This is a genomic window from Luteibacter sp. P4_D7_3 (assembly GCF_056401735.1).
The window spans coordinates 1-19,610 of record NZ_JBFUIT010000045.1 but is presented as its reverse complement, the minus strand read 5'-3'; the positions used below and the strand labels follow the sequence as shown (position 1 = coordinate 19,610).

General features: G+C 65.3%; 16 protein-coding genes. 12 read left to right on the top strand and 4 right to left on the bottom strand.

Features of this window, described 5'->3' with window-relative positions; translation table 11 throughout:
* The 7 genes from AC1DSN_RS06975 to AC1DSN_RS06945 form a co-directional block, all read left to right on the top strand.
* Nucleotides 1-3,527: filamentous hemagglutinin family protein (locus AC1DSN_RS06975; protein ID WP_477330059.1), on the top strand; the 3,527-nt coding region annotated here is incomplete at its 5' end.
* A 260-nt stretch (nucleotides 3,528-3,787) separates the two neighbouring features.
* Entirely contained in the window at nucleotides 3,788-5,026 is a 1,239-nt protein-coding gene (locus AC1DSN_RS06970; RefSeq protein ID WP_477297027.1) for a PstS family phosphate ABC transporter substrate-binding protein, read from the top strand.
* A 125-nt stretch (nucleotides 5,027-5,151) separates the two neighbouring features.
* Entirely contained in the window at nucleotides 5,152-5,589 is a 438-nt protein-coding gene (locus AC1DSN_RS06965) for a hypothetical protein (RefSeq protein ID WP_477297028.1), read from the top strand.
* Nucleotides 5,586-6,233, top strand: a complete 648-nt coding sequence (locus tag AC1DSN_RS06960; protein WP_477330057.1) for a prepilin-type N-terminal cleavage/methylation domain-containing protein — start codon at nucleotides 5,586-5,588, stop codon at nucleotides 6,231-6,233. Before AC1DSN_RS06965 ends, AC1DSN_RS06960 begins: the two co-directional genes overlap by 4 nt.
* Nucleotides 6,230-7,171, top strand: a complete 942-nt coding sequence (locus tag AC1DSN_RS06955) for a type II secretion system minor pseudopilin (protein WP_477330055.1) — start codon at nucleotides 6,230-6,232, stop codon at nucleotides 7,169-7,171. The genes AC1DSN_RS06960 and AC1DSN_RS06955 overlap by 4 nt, the downstream gene beginning before the upstream one ends.
* A gap of 104 nt (nucleotides 7,172-7,275) precedes the next feature.
* A complete protein-coding gene (gene gspD, locus AC1DSN_RS06950; RefSeq protein ID WP_477330053.1) occupies nucleotides 7,276-9,558 on the top strand; it encodes a type II secretion system secretin GspD in 2,283 nt (760 codons plus the stop codon).
* An 84-nt stretch (nucleotides 9,559-9,642) separates the two neighbouring features.
* Complete coding sequence (locus tag AC1DSN_RS06945) at nucleotides 9,643-11,319, top strand: putative bifunctional diguanylate cyclase/phosphodiesterase (RefSeq protein ID WP_477330051.1); 1,677 nt, start codon at nucleotides 9,643-9,645, stop codon at nucleotides 11,317-11,319.
* On the opposite strand, the gene AC1DSN_RS06940 is transcribed toward AC1DSN_RS06945, so the two are convergent.
* On the bottom strand, nucleotides 11,304-11,936 hold the full coding sequence (locus AC1DSN_RS06940; RefSeq protein WP_477295543.1) for a hypothetical protein: 633 nt from the start codon (nucleotides 11,934-11,936) through the stop codon (nucleotides 11,304-11,306). The two genes, AC1DSN_RS06945 and AC1DSN_RS06940, sit on opposite strands and share 16 nt — an antisense overlap.
* A gap of 109 nt (nucleotides 11,937-12,045) precedes the next feature.
* Here AC1DSN_RS06940 and AC1DSN_RS06935 point away from each other — a divergent pair, with 109 nt between their 5' ends.
* The 5 genes from AC1DSN_RS06935 (at nucleotide 12,046) to AC1DSN_RS06915 (ending at nucleotide 16,708) form a co-directional block, all read left to right on the top strand.
* Entirely contained in the window at nucleotides 12,046-13,599 is a 1,554-nt protein-coding gene (locus AC1DSN_RS06935) for a protein adenylyltransferase SelO (RefSeq protein WP_477295545.1), read from the top strand.
* Between the two features lie 51 nt (nucleotides 13,600-13,650).
* Entirely contained in the window at nucleotides 13,651-14,709 is a 1,059-nt protein-coding gene (locus AC1DSN_RS06930) for a class I SAM-dependent methyltransferase (protein WP_477295547.1), read from the top strand.
* Entirely contained in the window at nucleotides 14,706-15,428 is a 723-nt protein-coding gene (locus AC1DSN_RS06925; protein WP_213946898.1) for a pseudouridine synthase, read from the top strand. The genes AC1DSN_RS06930 and AC1DSN_RS06925 overlap by 4 nt, the downstream gene beginning before the upstream one ends.
* A gap of 154 nt (nucleotides 15,429-15,582) precedes the next feature.
* Nucleotides 15,583-16,122 (top strand): superoxide dismutase [Cu-Zn] SodC, encoded by a 540-nt coding sequence (sodC, locus tag AC1DSN_RS06920; protein WP_477295549.1) that lies wholly within the window; start codon nucleotides 15,583-15,585, stop codon nucleotides 16,120-16,122.
* Nucleotides 16,123-16,129: 7 nt separating this feature from the next.
* Complete coding sequence (locus AC1DSN_RS06915; RefSeq protein ID WP_477295551.1) at nucleotides 16,130-16,708, top strand: alpha-ketoglutarate-dependent dioxygenase AlkB family protein; 579 nt, start codon at nucleotides 16,130-16,132, stop codon at nucleotides 16,706-16,708.
* On the opposite strand, the gene AC1DSN_RS06910 is transcribed toward AC1DSN_RS06915, so the two are convergent.
* The 3 genes from AC1DSN_RS06910 to AC1DSN_RS06900 all read right to left on the bottom strand — a co-directional run.
* Nucleotides 16,705-17,778 carry a GGDEF domain-containing protein gene (locus AC1DSN_RS06910; protein WP_213946900.1) on the bottom strand — a complete coding sequence of 358 codons (1,074 nt, stop codon included), beginning with the start codon at nucleotides 17,776-17,778 and terminating at the stop codon, nucleotides 16,705-16,707. The two genes, AC1DSN_RS06915 and AC1DSN_RS06910, sit on opposite strands and share 4 nt — an antisense overlap.
* A gap of 235 nt (nucleotides 17,779-18,013) precedes the next feature.
* Nucleotides 18,014-18,946 (bottom strand): oxygenase MpaB family protein, encoded by a 933-nt coding sequence (locus tag AC1DSN_RS06905; RefSeq protein ID WP_477330049.1) that lies wholly within the window; start codon nucleotides 18,944-18,946, stop codon nucleotides 18,014-18,016.
* A gap of 4 nt (nucleotides 18,947-18,950) precedes the next feature.
* Nucleotides 18,951-19,610 (bottom strand): CorA family divalent cation transporter (locus AC1DSN_RS06900; protein ID WP_477330047.1); only part of this gene is annotated, 660 nt, incomplete at its 5' end.

Sequence of the window (19,610 nt, the reverse complement as noted above, 5' to 3'; positions counted from 1 at the left end):
ATGCCAACGCGTACGCGAACTGGCTATTCAACTTCCCGCTGTTTCAGGCATCGGGCGACACGCCGTCGCCTCTCCTCCTTCCGATCAGTAAGGACTACGCCACCTGGTCGCATGACTACAACACGTACCTCAGTCCCAACAACTACGGCAACTATCTACTCACGGTAAGCCTCTTCCTGAGCGATGGCACGAACAGCCAGCTGTTCTACGCGCCGTTCGCCCCCCGTGAGGATGCCGATACCTCGATTCCGCCGACCGTCACGTTTGGTAAGCCCGCGCCCAACAATTCGCCTTCCAACATGCCGACATTCGGTAACGCGACGTCGCTGGCGTCAGCCACGCTGCTGGGAGGATCGAGCACGTCGTACCGCTTTGTCGCAGGCACCGATCTGGGCAGCGTCGATCCGTTGGCTACGGCGGCGGCATCCGAGGTGAATATCACGCTTGACGGCCACTTTGCGGTAAAGGACACCCTGAGCGATCCCACGGTCGTGACCCAGAACGGACCGTTCTCCGGCAAGACGATATTCATGCCGACCACGATCCGCACCGGCACCGGCGACATCGATATGGTTTCTGCGGGCGATATCCAGTGGCTCGACGCAGCAGCCCCGGCGACCATCTACACGGCGGGTGCGCCGGTCGAAGGTACGGCGGCAGGTACGGATGTGTATCTCTTGCGGCCGTCGGAATTGCCGCGGGCGCAGAGCAATGACCTGACCGCTCCTGATGCGCTAGTGACCGGTCTGGTGAACCCGGATCATGCTGGCGATGTTTACCTGAAAGCGGGCGGCGACATCAGCAGTATCCAGAATGTCGTCGACGTTGATGGGTCGCAGACCAAGGCGCCACCGGGGAATTCCGTCGCGCAATACTGGTGGCAGTGGATGCAGACAGGTAACGCTGCCGACGGATCGAGTTCGTCCATCAACTTTGGCAATTTCCACCAGGGTGTCATGAGCATCGGCGGCAACGTGGACGTGGACGCTGGCGGCGATGTCAGCGAACTGTCAGTCTCGCTACCGACGACCTGGTACACGAATCCCGATGGCAAGTCGATCACCACCGTCGGCGGTGGCGATCTCTCCGTGCACGCCGGCGGCGACATACTCAGTGGCACCTACTTCGTTGCCAAGGGTACGGCGGACATACGTGCCGACGGCGCGATCGCGGTGTCTCCCTCCCTGGCCAGTTTTGACTCAGGCTTCCAGTCGACGGCCGGGGCCGAGTACACGACGCCTGTCTCCACACTGTTCGGCCTTCAGGACGCCCAGGTCACCGTTAATGCACGCCAGGGGGCCGATATTGGCGGCGTGTACGATCCGTCGTATGCAGGGAATGGCGCCCTCCATGTCCAGTTCTCCGCGGGGCATGCGGACGACCAGGGATACTCGACGACATCGTCCTTCGTCGCTGCATCGGTGGCCGGCGATGTCGCCTTCGGCAGCCTGCTGGCGCCGAATCAGGTGTTCTTCGGTCGCGGCGGCGCGAACGGCGAAACCATTCTTCCAGCGAACGTCGCTCTTTCTGCTTTAAGCGGAAGTATCGATATCCTTACGAGTGGCTCGCTGTTTCCGTCTCGCACGGGCAACCTGAGTCTTTTGGCGGAGGACAATATCGGGCTTGCCGGGCCGACTTTCGCTAGCGGCATCCAGTACTTTGGCTTGATCGATTCATCGCCGGACGGCATGCCGTCACCACTTCAGCCGATGGGCCTGGCGAACGCCACAGGAAAATGGTTAGGGGCTTCTACCGGTGTCCTGAATGGCCAGTTCCACGAGCCAGATTCGCTGCACGCTGACGATACGACACCCGTACGCGTTTACGCGCTCGACGGCGATATTACGAACGGTATGACGGATGCCACAGGCATAACGTATAGCGCCTTGGTGCTATTGCCCTCAAAACAGGCCGACATCCGCGCCGGCCGCGACATCGTAAACCTTTCGCTTATCGGCCAACACACGCGCGCGGCCGATATCACGCGCGTGTCGGCGGGTCGAGATATCTATGACACGTTCTTCCCCAACGGTAACGTCTTCGGTCCAAACACCTGGGCGCAACCTTTGGTGCCGGCACTGCTGGTCGGTGGCCCCGGTACCTTCGTCGTCGACGCAGGTCGCGACATCGGTCCTTTCGTAAGCCAGGCTGACGTGACGTCGCAATCCGGGCAATCGACCATCCCCACGGGCATCCAGGCCGTCGGCAACACCTACAATCCCTACCTTCCGCACGAAAGCGCGGACATCCTGGTGAACTTCGGCGTCGGTCCGGGCGTGGACACGGCGGGCTTCCTCGCGCACTACCTCAATGGCGGCGATGGCTTGCCCAATCTGGCGCCGGACCTCGTGGCCTTTATGGAGCAGCGCATCGCCGGTGAGCGCACGGCCACCGGTCATCTCACGGACGACGTGACGACACCGCTGACCGACGACCAGGCCCTCGGTCTGTTCGCCAGGGAACCTGAGATTGTCCAGCGTATCTTCGCTGACAAGGTCCTGTTCAAGCTGCTTGCCCAGGTAGGTACGGACTACAACAATCCATCGAGCCCGTACGCGGGCAAGTACGCTCGTGGCTACGCCGCGCTGGAGAGCATGTTCCCGAGTACGCTCGGATATACATCGAACGGTGCAGGGCAGGGTGGACTCAATGGCGGGGCTGCCACGGTGGATACCGGCGATCTGGATATCCGCAGCTCGACCATCCAGACGCAGCAGGGTGGGGACGTCACCTTGCTCGGCCCCGGTGGACAGGCACTTATCGGCAGTACATCGGCGCCGTCGCAAATTACCGACCCGAACGGCAAGGTCATCGCCGGACCCAACACCATGGGCCTGCTCACCCTGGAAGCCGGTAACGTCAACGTCTTCACCGACCGCAGCCTGCTGCTGGCGCAAAGCCGCGTATTTACCGAGCAGGGCGGCGATGTCACGATCTGGAGCTCCAACGGCGACATCAATGCCGGCCAGGGTGCAAAGACCAACAGCGAGGTTCCTCCGCCGACCTTCCTGTGTGATGTCGATGCATGGTGCCGTGTCGACGCACGCGGCCAGGTAAGCGGTGCGGGTATCGCCACGCTACAAACGGTTGAAGGTGCGCCCCCCGGCAACGCCTACCTCATCGCACCACGTGGCACGGTCGACGCCGGTGATGCGGGTATCCGCGTCTCCGGTAACCTGGTCATCGCCGCGGCGCGCGTGGCCAATGCCGACAATATCCAGGTCAAGGGCGATTCGATTGGTGTTCCCGTGACAGCGGCTGTCAACATCGGTGCATTGAATGCGGCAAGCGCCGCTGCTACCGCCGCAACGCAGGCCGCGGAAGATGTGGCGCGCAAACAGCAATCCGATGCGCGTGACAAGCTCCCGTCCGAGATCTCGGTGCATGTGCTGAGCGAAGGTGACAACACCTCGAGCGTCTCCCCGGCGGCGGGCTACGACAGCGGGTCGCCGGTGCAGGTACTTGGTCGTGGCGATGCGACGGGCCAACTGACGGAAGGGGAACAGAAGGCTCTGCATCGGATGTAATGTCTGCAACAAGGCGTGAAACATAGGGAGGGCGTTGCCCTCCCTATGCGTTTCATGACAGGCGATATGAATGTTCAGTTCGAACGTGATCCACGACACACTCGCGCTTGCCGAAATCACCGAACCGTCATACGCACGGACACCGCATTGGCACGACGGGGTAACGACGCAAGGTGATGCTTGCAAGGCCTCCACTCCGGGGGGCTTCTATGCAAAGGGGTAACACCATGCGTTGCGATTCTTCGATGGGAAACACCAGCATGAAGTTCATTGCGGGCGCCATTTTCATGTGCCTCGCTTCGGCCGCTAGCGCGGCCACCACGCTCGTCGGCGGTGGCGCCACGCTGCCGGCCATCGGTTACACCGGTGCCGCGGCGAACCCGGCCGGTTCGCCGATCACGCCCGCTGCCGGTTCGCTTTTCGGCTCCTACGGCGGCAATCCGGTCACCTACTGCCCGACCGGCAGCGGCGCGGGCAAGAAGGTTCTCGCCGGTAACGATCCGACCAACTTCCAGGTGAACGGTACCTGCGGCAGCACCACCCCGACGAACTTCGGCGGCGTGGGCCTTACCCAGGCGTTCTTCGCTGGCTCGGACGCTCCGCTTTCGCTCACCGAATACAACAACTATGTACTTGGCCACGGTACGGGCACGCAGCCGACCCAGCTGCCGGCCATCGCCGGTGCCGTCGGCATCGCTTTCAGGAAGACTGGCGTCAACGCGCTGACGCTTAGCGAAGACCAGATCTGCGGCGTCTTCTCCGGCAGGATCACTGACTGGAAGGACCTGACTGCAAACGCCGTCACCGGTCCGATCAACATCGCCTACCGCAGCGATGGTAGCGGCACGTCGTTTTCGTTCCTGAACCACCTTACTGCCGTCTGCCCGACCGTCGCGCATCCGGCCACGAGCTTCCAGACGCTTCAGGCCTATGCCACCGGCGCCTCGTCGTATTTCTCGGCGTACGCCAGCTCTGTCGGCGCAAGCGGCAACGCGGGCGTGACCGCTGCCGTCGCCGCGACCGACGGCTCCATCGGCTACGCCGAAGTCGCCAATGGCGTCCCGGGTGGCGTGAAGATTGCGTCCGTGACGAATACGGCCGGAACGACCATCAACCCGCTCACCGGCTTCGGCCCGACGGCGATTGCGGTCAACGTGGTTTTTGACAAGGCTATCGCCGATGCGCCCGCTACGGGCACGGGCCGTCCGGTACTGGTCTCGCTGCCGGTGACGGGTACCTGCGTTGGCCTGGTGAGTCCGGATGACTACGCCAACCCGGCGTCCGGCTATCCGATCATCGCCATCACCAACCTGCTCGGCAACAAGCAGGGTAACGGTACCGATACGGCTGCGGTTCGCACCCTTCTCGGCTCGCCGTACAACACCGCGATCCGTACGTCGGTGACCAAGATCGGTCGCGCGGGCACGGGCTATGCGTGGTTGAGCAACGCCGCCGGCGTCCTGAGCCAGACCAAGGTCGACAGCTGCATCGTCAACTGATCCACGCTTTCCGTCCAGGAAGGATGGGCGAAGGGGGTGGGCGTAAGCCCGCCCCTTTTGCATCTTCATATCCACTGTCGATCGTGCGACTCGCAGTTGAAACAAAGAGGTGCGAGCCTCGCATCATGGCCCGTTCAATGAACATTCGCCGGCATGCGGAAGCCGGGTTCAGCCTGCTCGAGACGATCGCTGCGATCCTCTTGCTGGCACTGGCGTTTGGCGCCGTCATGCACGTGGCCGGGGCGGCCACCGAGGTGACGGGGCACACGCGGGAACTGAATCGCATTGCCATGCTGGCCGATACCACATTGGATACCGCAGGGCGCCGGGAGCTGTTGCATGAAGGCACGCAGACCGGCTGGTACGACACGCGTCACCAATGGCGCATGATCGTTTCTGCACAGCAAGCCTTCCCGGGCCAGTCCCCGGACCTTCACGTGTATCGCGTCGATCTCGATATCACCTGGCGCGACGGACACGCGGAGCGTAGTGCGCACTTCGCAACGTTGCGGTTGCAGGATGAACCCAGAGCCGTGCCCGCGACGTCGGTAGCCGGCCCATGAACGCTACGCGTGGCTTCAGCCTGATGGAAGTGCTCGCCGCCCTGGCGCTCCTGGCCATTCTTCTGCTCGGCGTTTATTCGGGCGTTCGCTCGACGACGCTGAGTGTCGGCCATGGTTCGGCGGTTATCGCGCGCCTCGACGAGGTTCGTGGCGGCCGGGAATTTCTTCGTCGGCAACTGTCATCGGCCACCGCGTTGCCATGGAAGACGGTCGACGATAACGTGCCGGTCGTCTTTGATGGCGATGCCACGCATGTCCGCTTCGTCTCCACCTTGCCCGGCTACCTTGGCAAGTTGGGACCGCAGGTGATCGAGATCATGCTTGCGGATGATGGTAAGGAAGGCCATTCGCTGGAGGCACATCTCTCACCGCTGCCAGGAAGTCAGTCAAGGCTCGTCGCTGGTGCGCAGGATGTCCTGCTTACCCGCGTACGCTCGTTGCACATCCGCTATGCCCGTCGCGGCTCTGCCGTGTGGCAGGAGCAGTGGAGCGAGCCTATGGTATTGCCGGGTGTTGTCGAAATCAGCGTGGTTCCGGAAGAGGGCGCCGATGGCTGGCCGCCGCTGCTGGTGGCGCCGAGGCAGGATCCCGATGCCGTGAACGTGCGTGGTGCGGCCCGGCGTTTATCGGAATCCGTGCAATGAGGCACGCGCAACGCGGCGTGGCCTTGCTGGTGGTCCTCTGGGCGTGCACCTTGCTCGCCATCCTGGTCGGTGGCTTCGCCAGCGTCGCTCGTGTTGAAGCGTTGCAGACGCGATTCACGCTCGGCCAGCAGCGCGCGCGCTACGCCGCCGAAGCGGGGATCATGCGGGCTATCGTGCTCGCGGAAGCGCACCACCGGCAGGCCATGCTCGTGCAGACCGGGGGCGCTGTATCGATAGACAACAGCGTGCCGGGCGATGGCAGGTCATTGGCGTTCGAGTTCGATCATGTGCATGTGGCGGTGGGCATGCTCGATGAAACCGGAAAGGTCGATATCAATACCGCCGACCCTCGCGCGCTTCGGGCGCTCTTCATGGCGGCGGGCTGTCAGGAGGCGCGTGCCGATGAACTGACCCACCACGTAGTGGAATGGCGTGGACCTACGGCTAGCCATGTGTCGGACGACGGTACGTCGGCTCCGTCGATGCCCCTGATGTCCGGTGGCAGCCCATCGAAGCGTTACACGGCATTTGCTGCCATCGAGGAGCTGCAGGGGCTACCGGGCATGGACCCGGCGTTGTACAACACCGTGGAGCCGGCGATCACGATCTGGTCCGGGCGACCGGCGCCTGAGCCGGATTTTGCGCCTGTCCTTGCCATGGCGGCAGTGCGGGGCCTCGACCCGACCCGTGCGCGCGAAGTCGTTCTTGCGCGTGACAGTGTTCCACCCGGTACGGTTCTGCAGAACCTGCCTGGCGGTATCACCCTCGGGGGCGCGATGCCGGGCAACACCATCACATTCCGCGCTGATGCGGACGACGGCCATGGCTCCCGCACCACCGTGGAGGCCACGGTGCAGTTTCCCATGGTTGGGCTGGAACGCGGCGCAAACGAGAGGCTGTATACCGTCTTGCGCTGGCGGGATGGGCCGTCGAGTTAACCGGCCGAAGTGGCTAACCGGCGCAACCATGGGTAGTCTGCGTCACGGGCTGGCAACACGTACCCTCCAATCTCGCAGGCTTCAATGACCATGATGGTTCTTGCATGACGCGTTTTCTTACGATCGGCGCCACGGCGCTGGCGGTGGCACTGGCAGGCTGCTCAACGTTGCCGCAACCCCGCGACGATGGCGCACTGCAACGCGAGGCCATGGCGGGCACCGAGCTGCCGGCACCCAAGCCGCGCCTCATGCCGTCGACCAATCCAACGGCACCGACCAATGTACCGCCGCAGGTCACGACGGGCACGGGTGAGTTCATCAAGCCGGTGGGCCTGGCCAAGCCGAAGCCGGTCGCCGAGGGCGCGGGCACGGTCACGTTCAATTTCGAGAACCAGCCGGTCGAGTCGGTGGTGAAGGCCATCCTCGGCGATCTGCTGCACGAGAACTATTCGATCGTGCCGGGCGTGCAGGGCAACGTGTCCTTCTCGACCTCGCAGCCGGTGACGGCGGAGCAGGCGCTGCCGATCCTCGAGACCCTTCTTTCGTGGACGGGCAATGCGCTCGTCCACACCAATGGCCGTTACGTGGTCATGCCGTCCAAGGATGCCGTCGCCGGTAACCTCGTCCCGAGCATCGGCGCGAACGCGCCGGCTGGTGGCCTGCAGGCACGCCTGTTCCCGCTGCACTTCATCTCCGCGACGGAGATGCAGAAACTCATCAAGCCGTTCGCGCGTCCGGACGCGACGCTGCTCGCCGATCCGACGCGCAACGTGCTGGTCATGGCCGGCACGCCCACCGAGCTCGACAACTACCAGCGCACCGTTGCTACGTTCGACGTCGACTGGTTGCGTGGCATGTCGGTCGGTGTGTTCTCGCTACAGCGTGCCCAGGTGAAGGACCTCACGCCCAAGCTCGAAGGCATCTTCGGCGAGAAGGGCAACACGCCGATGGCCGGCATGCTGCGCTTCATTCCGATCGAGCGGACCAACTCGCTCGTGGTGCTCAGCCCCCAGCCGGCGTATCTGGATGAGGTGCGCAGCTGGATCGATCGTATCGACCGCGGGGGTGGCAACGAGCCGCAGTTGTACGTCTACGACGTGCGTAACGTGCAGGCCTCCGACATGGCCGATTACCTTTCGGATATCTATGGCAGCGGCTCCGGTGGTGGGCGCTCGGGCGATAAAGGCGGCAAGGTCGGCCCCGGCCTCAGCTCAGGCACGCTCGGTGGCAGCGACAGCGATATGGGTAATCGTGGCGGCTCCGGCCTCGGTAGCACCACGGGTGCGTTCGGCAACACCAGCTCCTCATCGACAGGCTCGTCGACGACCGGCGGCTTGAGCTCGGGTACCGGCACAAGCACGGGTTTCGGCGGCAGCAGCACGGGCAGTTCAGGCTTCGGGGCCGGCTCGGGCTCCTCCGACGACAGTTCCGCCGACACCGGCAGTCGTCATTCCTCGACCACCACGGACGATGGCGTGCGCATCACCTCGGTGGACTCGAACAACCAGCTCATGGTCCGGTGCCGCCCCGCGCAGTGGACCGAGATCGAAGAGGCGATCAAGCGCCTGGACGCCGTGCCGATGCAGGTGCAGATCGAGACGCGCATCCTCGAGGTGACCCTCTCGGGCGACCTCGAGTTCGGCGTGCAGTGGTACCTCGAAGGATTGACGGGCACGACCAACGGGCAACCGACCCAGCCGGGTAACAAACATCAGTACGCGCTGGGCGGCGGCGGTGCGACGCTGGCGACAGGCGACAACTTCTTCTACTCCTTCGTCAACAACAACATCTCCGTGGCGCTGCATGCGATGGAGCAGAACGGAAACACCAAGGTGCTCTCGGCACCCTCGCTGGTGGTGCTGAACAACCAGAAAGCGCACATCGAAGTGGGCGACCAGATTCCGATCACGCAGACCTTCGTCAACACCGGGGCGAACACGGACAACACGATCGGCCAGGTGGAGTACAAGGACACCGGCGTGATCCTCAATGTGCGCCCGCGCGTGAATCCGGGTGGCCTGGTCTACCTCAATGTGAGCCAGGTGGTGAGCAGCCCGGGCATCAAGGACACCACCACCGGCAACTTCCCGATCCAGCAGCGCGAAGTGGCCACCCAGGTTGCGGTGCAGAGCGGGCAGACGGTGCTGCTCGGCGGCCTGATCAAGCAGAACGACGCCCTGACCGATACCGGCATCCCGGGGCTCAACCAGATTCCCGTACTCGGCCGTTTGTTCGGCACGACCAGCCGCACGCGGACCCGCACCGAGCTGATCGTCCTGATCACCCCCCGGGTGATCACCAATGGGGACGAGGCCAAGCAGGTCACCGACGAGTACCAGCGCAAGTTCGAGTCGCTCAGGCCGTTCACCCAGCCCGCCAGACCTTGACCGAAGGGTGACCGAGGGTGCATACACCCACATCACGGGGCGCGCTTCACATTGGAAGCGTGTTCCTGACAGGGGGAGACTCGCTTGATACAGGATCTGGCCGGCTGGTCCACGGTGCTGGAGCTGATGCCCACGGCGATGTTCGTGCGCGATGCGGCGCACCGCTGGGTGTTCGTCAACCGCATGGGCTGCGAATACTTCGGCCTGAACGCCGACGAGGTGCTCGGCCGGACCGACGCCGAACTCTTCCCGCCCGAGCAGGCCGCCCGCTTCGAAGCGGGTGACGACGCCGTGCTACGCAGCCACGAGGTCGTCGAAACCGAGGAAACGGTGACCGACCCCCAGGGCCATGTGCGTACTTTGCTCACCCGCAAGACCTGCATCGACCTGGAAGGCGCGCTCCACGTGCTGGCCTCGGTCACCGACATCACCGAGCTGCGCGAGTCCGAGGCGCATGTGCGCTGGCTGGCCTGCCACGATGCCCTGACCGGGCTGGCCAACCGCGCGGCGCTCTTCAGCCGGCTGGACGCCGCCATCGGCCGCGCGGCCAGCGGCGGCCTGCACGCCGCGCTGTTCCACCTGGACATGGACGGCTTCAAGAAGGTCAACGACACCTACGGCCACCTTATCGGCGACGAGCTGCTGGTGCAGTTCGGTGCGCGTCTGCGCAGTGTCGTCGGTCCTGACGACACGGTGGCCCGGATCGGCGGCGACGAGTTCGCGCTGCTGGTCGACGATCACGGCGACCTCGACGTGCAGGGCCTCGCCGAGCGCATTCTGGCCCTCGCCGGCGAGCCCTTCGACGTCCTTTCGACGACCACCTTTATCGGTACGTCCATCGGCATGGTCGCCATCGATGCCGAAGCGGTCGCGGCGGGAGAGATGGCCCGCAAGGCGGATAGCGCGCTTTACGAAGCGAAGAAGAAGCGTAACCGCCTGATGGTTTACACCAAGGCGCTGGACGCCGCGCTCGCCCATCGCCGCGACATCGAGAAGGCGCTGCTCGAGGCCTTATTGACCCGCGAGGGCCTGAGTTGTCACTACCAGCCAATGATCCGCAGCTCGGACGGCAAGGTGGTCGGCCTCGAGGCGCTGGCCCGCTGGCGGCATCCCACCCTCGGCGTGGTCTCGCCGGTGCAGTTCATTGCCGTGGCGGAAGAGACCGGCCTGATCGGCCAGTTGGGCGAATGGGTGCTACGCACCGCCTGCGCCCGCGTTGCCAAGCTCGACGACCTGTTCGTTGCGGTCAACGTGAGCGCCGTGCAGCTGCGCGACGACGACTTCGCCAACATGGTCATGCGCGTACTCATCGAGACGCGCCTGTCGCCGAAGCGCCTGGAGCTGGAGATCACCGAGACGGCCATCGTCAATGCCGATGGTGGGTCAGTCCGGCTACTCAAGCGTCTGCGCCGGGCCGGCGTGCGTATCTCGCTCGACGATTTCGGGACGGGCTACTCCAGCCTGACCCTGCTCAAGGACCTCGCCGTCGACAAGGTCAAGATCGACCGCTCCTTCGTGCAGAACGCGACCCAGGCCGGCGATTCGGCGGCCATCGTGCGGGCGGTGTCCAATCTGGGCGCCGCGCTGGGCCTGTGCGTCGTGGCCGAGGGCGTGGAGACCGAGCAGCAGCGGGCCTTCCTGACCGAAGCCGGTTGCGACGAACTGCAGGGTTTCCTGTTCTCGCCGGCCGTGGCGGAAGACCGCATCGACCGGGTCACCGGGCCATATCCGGCCCCGCTGGCGACTCATTCGGCCGGATAGGCGTCCGTCGGCATCGGCCAGGTACGGCGCAGGTCCGGCATGCCGGGCATGGTGGTCGGCTGCGGTAGCGGCAAAGGCGTGCGGGCATCCACCACGCCGCCGGTCGCGTCGCCGACGATGGCGATGATGCAGGCCCCACTTTCCTGCGAACTGCCGAAGGAGAGCCGTCCCCAGGGCATCTGCATGACCGTATAGCGGTTCGGCAGCATGGCCGGCGCGGCGGGCAGGTTGGTTTCCGAGGCGCTCGCGTGGAAAGCTTCGGTCAGCTCGTTCCTCGCGAAGCACGGCCGCTGTTCCAGCTGGATCGAGGTGAAGCGCACCATCGGCACGTCGCCCCCTTCGTTGAAGCCGCGGGCCTCGAAGGCGCTCACGCGGTAGCCGTCGCGGGTGATGAAGGGCACGCTGCGCACGATCTGCGGCGGGGCGTCGGTGGTGGCGTGCAAGCCGCCCGGCAGCTTGCGGGACAACGCATCCACCGCGTTGGGCAGGGTCCCCATCGTCGAGTTGATGATCTCGACCAGGGTCTTGTCGCTGCGCTGAACACTCACGGGATCGGCCGCCGCGGCAGGAGCCAGGACAGCGCATAGCAGGATGGCCAGGAGGCGAGTGGGACGCATGAGGGCCAGGTTGAGGTGAGCAGGGGCGCTAGTTTGCACGAGTTGCGTATGCCCTTGCATGCGCCGTGAATGCCCGGATATTGGAAACAACGTCCTACCCCTGATCCCGATGACAGACCTGCGCTTCGACAATGCCTTCGTCCGCGAGTTGCCGGCCGACCCCGAACTATCCAACGGTCCGCGCCAGGTCGTCGGCGCCGCGTTCTCGTGGGTGGACCCGACGCCGGTCGCGGCACCGCGGCTGGTCGCGGCCTCGGCCGAGGTGGCGACGATGCTTGGCGTCTCGCCCGAGGCGCCAGATTTTGCGGAGGTGTTCTCGGGTAACGCTCGCTGGCCGGGCATGACCGGTTACGCCATGGCCTACGGCGGCCACCAGTTCGGCAACTGGGCCGGGCAGTTGGGCGACGGCCGCGCGCTGAGCCTGGGCGAGGTGATTACCGCCCACGACGGCCGCCAGGAACTGCAGCTGAAGGGCGCCGGCCGCACGCCGTACTCGCGCGGGGCCGACGGCCGCGCCGTGCTGCGCTCGTCCATTCGCGAATTCCTGTGCAGCGAGGCCATGCACCACCTCGGCGTGCCGACGACCCGGGCACTGTCCCTGGTGGTGACCGGTGACGAGGTGCTGCGCGACGTGATGTACGACGGCCACCCGGCGCTGGAGCCGGGGGCGATCGTCTGCCGTGTGGCGCCGTCGTTCATTCGCTTCGGCTCGTTCGAGCTGCCGGCGGCGCGCAATGACCTCGACCTTTTGCGCCGCCTGGCGGACTTCACCATCGCCACGCATTACCCGGCCTTTGCCGGCCTCGACGGGGAAGGGCGGTACGCCGCTTTCTTCACCGAGGTCTGCGAGCGCACGGCACGCCTCATGGCGCACTGGATGCGCGTGGGCTTCGTGCATGGGGTGATGAATACGGACAACATGTCCATCCTCGGGCTGACCATCGATTACGGTCCCTATGGCTGGGTGGATGACTTCGACCCGGACTGGACACCGAACACCACCGATCGCGCGCACAAGCGCTACCGCTTCGGCCACCAGCCACGCGTGGCTTACTGGAACCTGCAACGTCTCGCCCAGGCGTTGTCGCTTTTGTTTGCCGGCGTCGACGCGCTGCAGGCCGGGCTGGATCGCTATGTGGAGGTGTTCGAAGCCACCGACGCGGCGTTCTCGGCGGCCAAGCTCGGTCTCGCTAACGCCCGCGAAGGCGACGAGGCGCTGGTCGCCGACCTGCGTGGCCTGCTCACCCTGGGTGGGATGGACATGACGATTTTCTTCCGTGACCTCGCGCTGCTCGATCTCGATGCGCCGCATCCGGGTGTCGTCGGGGCGGCGTTCTACGAGGAAGACAAGCGCGTCGCGACGCAGGAGGCGCTGGCGTCCTGGCTGCAGCGCTATGCAGCGCGCGTGCAGGCCGATGAATCGCCGGCGTCGGAGCGGCTTGCCCTGATGCACGCCAGCAACCCGCGCTACGTGCTGCGCAACTACCTCGCGCAGCAGGTCATCGACAGCGCGGAGCAGGGCGACGACGCGCCCCTGCATGAGCTGATGGAGACCCTCCGCCAGCCCTACGACGAGCAGGCGGGCAGGGATCACCTTGCCGGCCGCCGGCCCGAGTGGGCACGCGACCGGGTCGGCTGCTCCATGCTTTCCTGCAGTAGCTGACGGGCCACAGGGTAGAATCAGCGGCCCGGATCTTTAGTCAGGCCTGTCGCGTTGTCCGCTGGTTACGCCTCCGATGCCGCTCTTGAAGCGCTTTTCGTCCCGTTCGTCACGGGCGATCTCGCGTGGCCCGCGTCTGGCGACGTGCTGATGCTGCGCGCGCGGGACGGTTTCGTGCTGCGCGAGCAGCGCCGTCCTGGCTGGGTGCTGCAGCAGTCGTTCAAGCCGGCGGCGGATGCCCTGGCGCGCTCCGGCTTCGCCGTGAGCGCGGATCTGCCCGAAGGCCGGTTTGCCCTCGTCATGGTGCTGCCGACCCGGCAGCGCGAAGAGTCGCGCGCCTTGTTCGCGCAGGCGATGGCCCATGTCACGCCCGATGGCGCCGTCCTCGCCGCCGTGCCGAACGCCGAAGGCGCGAAGACCGCCGAAGCCGATCTTGCGCTGCTGGCCGGCGGCGTGACGAACCTCTCCAAGCACAAATGTCGCGTCTTCTGGACGCGTCCCGGCGCCGTGCCGGATCCCGCCTTGCTCGACGCATGGCTGGCGCTGGACGGGTCCTTGCCGATCGACGAGGGTCGCTTTGTAAGCCGGCGTGGCCTGTTCGCCTGGGATCGCATCGACATCGCGTCGGCCTTGCTGAGCTCGGTGTTGCCCGAGGACTTCGCCGGTCGCGTTGCCGATCTCGGCGCGGGCTTCGGTTATCTGGCCTGCCGTGTCATCGCGACGAATCCCGGCGTCACCGCGGTGGACCTGTACGAAGCGGAAGGGCGCGCCATCGAGCCGGCCCGTCGGAACATCGCCGCGGCGGTTACCGCGTCGGGCCGCGCCATCGCTACCCACGTGCAGTGGCACGACGTGACCCATGGTATCGACGGTGGCTACGACGCCATCGTTTCCAATCCGCCATTCCATCAGGGGCGCGCCGACCAGCCGGAGCTGGGTCGCGCCTTCATTGCGGTCGCGGCGCGCGCCCTGTCGCCGCAGGGTCGTTTCTGGATGGTGGCCAACCGGCATCTTGCCTACGAAGCCACGCTCGATGCGTGCTTCACCCATGTTCGTACCGTCGCCGAGCGCGACGGGTTCAAAGTGATCGAAGCGAAGGAGCCTCGTCGATGAAACTCGTGCGCCTGTTGGCGAACCTCGGCTATGGCAGCCGCAAACAAGTCGCCTCCCTGTTCCGCGAAGGCGCGGTCACCGATGCCTCGGGCGAGGTGCTCTATGCCGATGACAAGGTCGAACACGCCGACGTGCGCTTCGAAGGCGAGCCGCTGGATCCGCCGGCCGGCATGCTGATCATGTTGAACAAGCCCGCCGGGTATACGTGTTCGCGCAAGGATGTCGGTCGTCTGGTGTACGAGCTGCTGCCGCCGCGTTACGGCATTCGCAATCCGGTGCTGTCGACGGTCGGGCGCCTCGACCGCGAGACCTCGGGCCTGCTGCTGTTCACCGACGACGGCCCGTTGCTTCACCGGATCATTTCGCCGAAGTCCTCGGTGGCCAAGGTGTACGAGGCGACGCTCGCCGAGGACTTGCGCGGCGATGAAGCGGCGACCTTCGCCGCCGGCACGTTGATGCTCGACGGCGAAACCGATCCGCTCGAGCCGGCCGCGCTCGACGTGCTTGGGCCGCGTCATATACGTCTGTCGCTTACCGAAGGCCGCTACCACCAGGTCCGCCGCATGTTCGCTGCCATCGGCAATCACGTCGAAACCCTGGAGCGCGTCGCCTTGGGTGGCCTGACGTTGGAAGGCCTCCCTTCGGGCGAATGGCGCCAGCTGACTGCCGAAGACACCGCCCGCATCTTCGCTGCCCCCAACGGCGCCCCGGCTCTGTAGGAGCCGATTCATCGGCGATCCCGCGGCAGCGGGCCAGAGTTGGCGCAAGCACCCATCGCCGATGAATCGGCTCCCACATTTATCCATGTGTGGACGTTCCGTCCACGCCGGGTGCAGTATCGGAGAGTCCACACGATCACCCAAGGAGCACCTCATGACCAAGATCGCTATTGCCGTCGCCCTCGCCAGCCTCTTCGCCGGTACAGCCACCGCGGGTAACGTCGTCGACAAGAGTGTCGTCGTCCCGATGACCCTGGTGACCGCCGATGGGGCGGGCGCCTCCGTGGGTACCGTGACTGTCACCCAGTCGGCGGGTGGACTCGTCTTCACCCCGAACCTCAAGGGCTTGCCGCCGGGCGACCATGGCTTCCACCTGCATGAGAAGGCCAGCTGCGATCCGGGCGAGAAGGACGGCAAGAAGGGCGCCGCCCTCGCTGCCGGTGGTCACTTCGATCCGCAGCACACCGGCAAGCACGAAGGCCCGGACGCCGCCGGTCATGAAGGCGACCTCCCGCGCATCACGGTAGGAGCCGATGGCACCGACACCACCGCGGTCACCGCGCCGCACCTGAAGAGCCTGGCCACCCTGAAGGGCCACGCCCTCATGATCCACGCCGGCGGCGACAACTACGCTGATGAGCCGGCTCCGCTGGGCGGCGGCGGTGCGCGTATCGCCTGCGGCGTGATCAAGTAAGGGTCGCATGTCCCAAGGCGGTCTTTTCGCAGCCGAACCGCTCGTGATCGTCGATGACGGCCACGGGCGGTTTGCGTATAAGCCGGACGTCATTTCCGTACCGTTGGCGGAGACCTGGTTCGCCACGTTGCTGGCAGACATTCCCTGGCAGGCCAAGCGCCGCGAGATGTATGGCCGCGAGGTGGACGTGCCGCGGCTGGTCCAGCATTACGCGCTGGAGGATCCGGCGTTGCCTTCCGTGCTGCGTGATGCGGGCCGCGAGGTGATCGCGGCGACGGGCGTGCCGTTTACATCGGTGGGCCTGAACCTGTATCGCGACGGGCGCGATAGCGTGGCGCCGCACAACGACCACATCGAGGAGCTGGCGGAAGGCGCGCCGATCACGTTGCTGTCGCTGGGCGCCACGCGGACGATGGCCTTGCGCGAGCGCGAATCGCCGAAGCGGAAGTTCGATGTGAAGCTGGAGCCGGGAAGCCTGCTGACGATGAGTTACGCCACACAGTTCCATTGGGATCATGGGATTCCCAAGGCGCGCGGTGAGGTGGGCCCGCGGATCAGCCTGGCGTTCCGGGTGAGGCCGCTTTAGAAGAGATCGATGCTGCCCAGCGCGACGGCTGAACCCAGCTCGCCGAGCTTGGTCAGTGCCTCATAACCGTGCACGCTGTTTCGGCCATTTTCCTTGGCGAAGTACAGCGCTTTATCCGCGCGGTCGAGCACGATTTCGGGGTAGTCGTTCTCGGTGATGCGCGCGTAGCCAATGCTCACCGTCACGTGGCCCACCTGGGGGAACGCGTGCTCGGCGACGAAGTGACGGAAACGGTCCAGTGCCATGTGCGCGACGCGTTCGTCCTGCGCGGCGATGAGCATGACGAACTCTTCGCCACCAAAACGGAACAGGACGTCGCTCTGGCGGAAGCTGTGGCGCATCTGCTGGGCGAGCATCAGGATGACCTCGTCGCCGTAGACGTGGCCGTAGGTGTCGTTGATGCGCTTGAAGTGATCGATGTCGAGGATGGCCAGCCAGATCTGCGAGACATCGTCTTCGAAGGGCAGGCGGCGCTCGTCGTCGCCCTTGGCCGAGGCGCGGGCACGCTGGCGCTGCAACTTGAGCAGGCGTTGCAGGCGTTGCTCGAAGCTGCGCCGGTTGTACAGGCCGGTGAGCTTGTCGCGCTCGCTCTCGTTGAGCAGCGCGATGTAGTTGCCGTAGATGCGGGCGTAGCCCTCGACCATGTTGCGCACGCTGTCCAGCGAATCTTCCGATTCCAGCATCAGCGCGCCGATGGCCGCGTGGTCACGCTGGATCGGGATCACCAGGCGGCAGGTGCCGTCGTCGGTGACATCGCTGATGGCTTCCAGCGTTTCCATAGCGCAGACGATCGTGTCGATCGGATCGCCGTCGCGCGTGGGATCCAGCGCTTCGACCACGAAGGCGCCTTCGGCATTGCGCGAGCAGACCACGATGGAATCCACCGGCAGCTGCAGGCTCTCGCCGCGCTTGCACAGGGTGACGCTGCTGACGGAAATCAGTTCGGCCAGCGACAGCACCAGGCTGTGGTCGAGGGCGTCGATATCGCGGTGGTGGGTGAACTCGGCCACGGAGGCGAGCAGGCGCGACTCCGGCGGCCCACCGGCAAGCGAATGCCAGGGCGACCTCATGAGCGCATGTCTCCTGCGACGTGACGTCCGCTATGTGAGCAACTGGCTGGCACCGACCCCTTCCTCCCCTGTTGGTGTCGCGACGATGATCCCCTACCGCGCAACCTCGAAGTTGTTAGCGGCACCGTCATCGCGAACTTTAGGGCAAATTCGGCAAGAATTCAGGAAAATGTAGGAAACTGAGAACGGGTTCCGCTTTTGTCGCTTCACGAATGTGACGGTTTGGGTTAGGGCGTCATTCCGGCATGGGCGGCCAATGCGCCAGCAGCGCCGGATCGACGCCGACCCGTCGGCAGGATCGCGAGGCGACGCCTTCGGTCAGCGCCACGCGGAACAAGGGCACCATGCCGCGGAGGGCGCCACGCGCCAGTCGCGCCTTGCGCAGGTCGCTATCCGTTCGCTGCAACAGTGTTGCCGCCCAGTCCGGCAGCAACGCGGCGCCGGCATGCAGGAACAGGTCGCGCGACAGACCGGCCATCGGTACGGGCAGGTCGAGGCGCCTGAGCACGTCAAGCACCACACGCGAGCGCTCCCCGAACACCAGCGTTGGCAGCACCTGCGCGATATACGCGTCCATGTCGGCGACTGAGCCCGGTACATCGCGGGCGCCGAGGGCTTCGGCCACTCGACGCGTCTCGTCCAGATAGGCATCGGCGACACGTGGCGTGACGGCCATAGGCCCGTAGGCGCGATAGCCGGCCAGAAAACTCGACATCTCGCTGACGTGGACCCAGGTGAGCAGGTCCGGATCGTCGGCCGCGTAGGGAGCCCCGGCCTCATCCACGCCGCGCACGTGACTGTGGATCATGCGCACGTGCCCGATGAGTGCCTGCGCTTCGCTCGTGGGGGCGTAAGTGGTCGCGCCGACGAAGGCGGTGGTCCGGCGCAGTCGGCCGACCAGATCCTCGCGGAAATTCGAGTGATCCCACACGCCAGCCAGCGCACGCGGGTGCAGCAGTTGCAGGTACAGCGCGCAGAGGCCACCGGCAAGCATGCCGCAGAAATCCGAGTGCATGCGCCAGGTAACGCTGGAGGGTCCGAACAGGCCGGCATCGCCCACGGGATGGTCGTAGTCGATGCCGCCCGAGGGCGGCCTGGGAAACGCCGTGAGCACCCAGCGCCGGATGGGCGCGGATGCGGGACGAAGCAGGCCCGCGAAGATCGTCATGGACTCAGTCCCCGGACCACCAGCCTCGCCATTTAAAGAACCACACCGGCAGGAGCGTGCTGAGGATGATCACGCCCAGCGCGATGGGATAGCCGTACGGCATGCTGAGTTCGGGCATGTCCTTGAAGTTCATGCCCCAGATGCCGGCCAGGATGATCGGCGGAATGGTCGCGACGGACGCGACGGTCAGCACCTTCATCACATGGTTCTGGTCGGTGCTGATGAAGCCGAGCGTGGCGTCGAGCAGGAACTGCAGCTTGTTGGTGAGCTGGTCGTCGAACTCGTCCAGCGTCCGCAGGTCGTGATCGACCACGCGCAGGCGCACCTCCACGTTCTCGGACATCCATTCCGGCTTCTTGGCGCGCACGAACGAGACGATGCGCTGCACGCCCAGCATGGATGAGCGATTGCGCGCCTGCAGACCCTCGAGCCGGCCGATCTCCAGCATGATGTCGCGCAGCAACGGCGTGCCCAGGCGTTCCGGCGTGAACACGCGGTCGGAGAGTTTCTTCAGCTCCGCCGAGACATCTTCCATGCGTTGCGCAGCGAGGTTGACGATGGCCTCGATCAGGGTGGCGAGCGCATCGGCACTGGATTCCCAGTGGTGCTCGCGGCAGCTGTCGCTGGCCAGTTTGAACGCGGGCGATTCGGCGAAGCGCAGCGT

Excerpts from the sequence above, each read along its gene's own strand:
- AC1DSN_RS06935 (WP_477295545.1), top strand. The coding sequence starts at position 12,046 with ATGACAGACCTGCGCTTCGACAATGCCTTCGTCCGCGAGTTGCCGGCC.
- AC1DSN_RS06905 (WP_477330049.1), bottom strand. The coding sequence starts at position 18,946 with ATGACGATCTTCGCGGGCCTGCTTCGTCCCGCATCCGCGCCCATCCGG.
- AC1DSN_RS06960 (WP_477330057.1), top strand. The coding sequence starts at position 5,586 with ATGAACGCTACGCGTGGCTTCAGCCTGATGGAAGTGCTCGCCGCCCTG.
- sodC (WP_477295549.1), top strand. The coding sequence starts at position 15,583 with ATGACCAAGATCGCTATTGCCGTCGCCCTCGCCAGCCTCTTCGCCGGT.
- gspD (WP_477330053.1), top strand. The coding sequence starts at position 7,276 with ATGACGCGTTTTCTTACGATCGGCGCCACGGCGCTGGCGGTGGCACTG.
- AC1DSN_RS06915 (WP_477295551.1), top strand. The coding sequence starts at position 16,130 with ATGTCCCAAGGCGGTCTTTTCGCAGCCGAACCGCTCGTGATCGTCGAT.
- AC1DSN_RS06970 (WP_477297027.1), top strand. The coding sequence starts at position 3,788 with ATGAAGTTCATTGCGGGCGCCATTTTCATGTGCCTCGCTTCGGCCGCT.
- AC1DSN_RS06965 (WP_477297028.1), top strand. The coding sequence starts at position 5,152 with ATGGCCCGTTCAATGAACATTCGCCGGCATGCGGAAGCCGGGTTCAGC.
- AC1DSN_RS06910 (WP_213946900.1), bottom strand. The coding sequence starts at position 17,778 with ATGAGGTCGCCCTGGCATTCGCTTGCCGGTGGGCCGCCGGAGTCGCGC.
- AC1DSN_RS06955 (WP_477330055.1), top strand. The coding sequence starts at position 6,230 with ATGAGGCACGCGCAACGCGGCGTGGCCTTGCTGGTGGTCCTCTGGGCG.
- AC1DSN_RS06940 (WP_477295543.1), bottom strand. The coding sequence starts at position 11,936 with ATGCGTCCCACTCGCCTCCTGGCCATCCTGCTATGCGCTGTCCTGGCT.
- AC1DSN_RS06925 (WP_213946898.1), top strand. The coding sequence starts at position 14,706 with ATGAAACTCGTGCGCCTGTTGGCGAACCTCGGCTATGGCAGCCGCAAA.